Annotated in this window: 1 protein-coding gene and 2 pseudogenes; 2 read left to right on the top strand and 1 reads right to left on the bottom strand. The window is 69.0% G+C overall.

Annotated features, from left to right (window positions below):
- A pseudogene (locus GRX66_RS18265) lies at window positions 1-778 on the bottom strand (hypothetical protein); the annotation flags it as partial.
- 114 nt (window positions 779-892) lie between these two features.
- Between GRX66_RS18265 and glyA the strand changes: the two are divergent.
- The gene (glyA, locus tag GRX66_RS18260; protein ID WP_159527759.1) at window positions 893-2,140 is read left to right on the top strand and encodes a serine hydroxymethyltransferase; all 1,248 of its coding nucleotides are present in this window, start codon (window positions 893-895) and stop codon (window positions 2,138-2,140) included.
- Between the two features lie 70 nt (window positions 2,141-2,210).
- A pseudogene (locus tag GRX66_RS18255) lies at window positions 2,211-2,442 on the top strand (hypothetical protein); the annotation flags it as partial.

Raw genomic sequence — 2,442 nt, 5'->3', positions numbered from 1 at the left:
CAGCCAGAGACGCGCGCGAGCATCGACGGGGCTTCCATGTCGAGCGCGTCGAAGGCGTGGTTGATGCCAGCGTCCCGGGGCACGGAGCGGGGGCGTCACGCCGGCGTCGACTGTCACTGTCGCACCCAGGTAGTAGGCGAGGGGCGCGGCGACGAACAGCGCCCGCAGCGAGCGCGGCACGACGAGTTCGATGCCGGTGTCGGGGGGTCGCGGCGGCGACCGACGGCGGTACGTCCACGGTTTCGCCGAAGGCGAACGCGGGCGGGTGACGACGGAATCCGGGGTCCGACCGGTCTGGGGTCGTGGTGCGGTGGGCGGCCGCCGCGTGGGTCACGGCGGTCGCGACGCCGTCCAGCGTCTTCGGAATCGTGATGGTGGCCGGCGGCGCACGGGCGTCGCTTCGGAACCCGACTGCGACACGCTCGGGGGCGTCGAAGCTGACGCGCAGGCGGTCGTCCAGAACGACCTGCGCGGGCCCGCTGAACCCGACGACGACGTCGATAGCCCCGTCGGCCTCGAGAACGTAGTCGCCGGCAGCGAGCTGCTGCCGTTCGCCGGCCGCGAGCGTCGTCGAGGCAGTGGTTTCAGGGGACGCCAGCGTCGCGTCGTCCGCCGGCACCGAGAACGCCGACGTCACGCCCGTCGTCTCCGCGTCCGTCAACTGTGGGAGGACGCGGGCGTCGGCGGCCGATTGCCAGTCCGGTGCACGCACGCGGACCTCGTTTTCGGCGGCGTCAGTGGCGAACACGCCAGTACTAGTTTCGTCCCACTGAATCACGCAGTCCCACGGTTGTACCAGCGGGCATATATTTCTGTCGTAGCATCCGTGTGAAATACCGCGAAATAATCCTGCCTCGGTAGACTTATGGCCCGCGCACCGGCCCGTCTAGACATGAGTTACGAGGACGTCCGAGAGGCCGACCCAGCGGTAGCGGATGCGCTCGTCGGCGAGCGCCACCGACAAAGAGAGACGCTGGCGATGATCGCGAGCGAGAACCACGTCAGCGAAGCCGTTCTGGAGGCCCAGAGCAGCGAGCTCACGAACAAGTACGCCGAGGGCTACCCCGGCGAGCGCTACTACGGCGGCTGCGAGTTCGCCGACGAAGTCGAGGAGCTCGCCATCGACCGCGCGAAAGAGCTCTGGGGCGCCGACCACGTCAACGTCCAGCCGCACAGCGGGTCGTCGGCGAACATGGCCGTCTACTTCGCGACGCTCGAACCGGGCGACAAGATCCTCTCGCTGGACCTCACCCACGGCGGCCACCTCAGCCACGGCCACCCCGCGAACTTCGCGGGCCAGCTGTACGACGTCGAGCAGTACGAGGTCGACGCCGACACCGGCCGCCTCGACTACGACTCGCTGCAGGACATCGCCGAGGAGTTCGAGCCCGACATGATCGTCTCCGGGTTCTCCGCGTACCCCCGCGAGGTCGAGTGGGAGCGCGTTCAGGCGGCCGCCGACGCCGTCGACGCGTACCACCTCGCCGACATCGCTCACATCACCGGGCTGGTCGCAGCGGGCGTCCACTCGTCGCCGGTGGGCGTCGCGGACTTCGTAACGGGGTCGACGCACAAGACGATCCGCGCGGGTCGCGGCGGCATCATCATGTGCGACGAGGAGTACGCCGACGACATCGACAACGCGGTGTTCCCGGGTGCGCAGGGCGGCCCCCTCATGCACAACATCGCTGGGAAAGCCGTCGGGTTCAAGGAGGCGCTCCAGCCCGAGTTCGAGGACTACGCCGACCAGGTCGTCCGGAACGCGGAGGTTCTGGGCGAAACGCTGCAGGATCACGGGCTCTCGCTCGTCTCGGAGGGGACGGACACGCACCTCGTGCTCGTTGACCTCCGGGACTCCCATCCCGACGTCTCCGGTGGGGACGCCGAGGACGCCCTCGAGGAGGTCGGTATCGTGCTGAACGGCAACACGGTGCCGGACGAGACGCGGTCCCCGTTCGACCCGTCAGGTATCCGCGCGGGCACGCCGGCACTGACGACCCGCGGGTTCGACGAAGACGCGATGGAGACGGTCGGGGACTGCATCGCGAGGGTGGTCGACAACATCGGCGACGTCGAAGTGTACGCCGACGTCGCGTCGACTGTCGAAGACCTCTGCCGCGAGCACCCGTTGTACGAGTAGCGACTCCCCTCCGGGGGTCTGCCGGGCAGATAACCATACGACTCTTTTCGGTCTGTGCCGTATCTCAGGCATGGGTATTCGTGACGCCGTCGCGGAGGAGGGCGCTCGCGAACTGGCCGTCGCCATCGTAGCGCTCGTCCGCAGCCAGCGGTTGTCCGTCGCCGCGGCGGGCGTGGCGTACTACGCGTTCAACGCGCTGTTGCCGACACTCGTGCTGGTCGTGCTCGCGGCGTCCGCCAGCGGGCACGTCGGCGTCGCCGCCGAGCGCGTCGCGTCCAGTGCGCCGTCCTCGACGCAGGCCG

Origin of the sequence: Halobacterium bonnevillei (assembly GCF_009831555.1) — an archaeon.
In the GTDB taxonomy this organism is placed as follows: domain Archaea; phylum Halobacteriota; class Halobacteria; order Halobacteriales; family Halobacteriaceae; genus Halobacterium; species Halobacterium bonnevillei.
Note: the sequence above shows the minus strand (reverse complement) of the source record. Positions and strands in the feature narration are given on the sequence as shown.

What these genes read in the sequence shown, in the direction of transcription:
- glyA (WP_159527759.1), top strand. Translation starts at nt 893, where the DNA reads ATGAGTTACGAGGACGTCCGAGAGGCCGACCCAGCGGTAGCGGATGCG.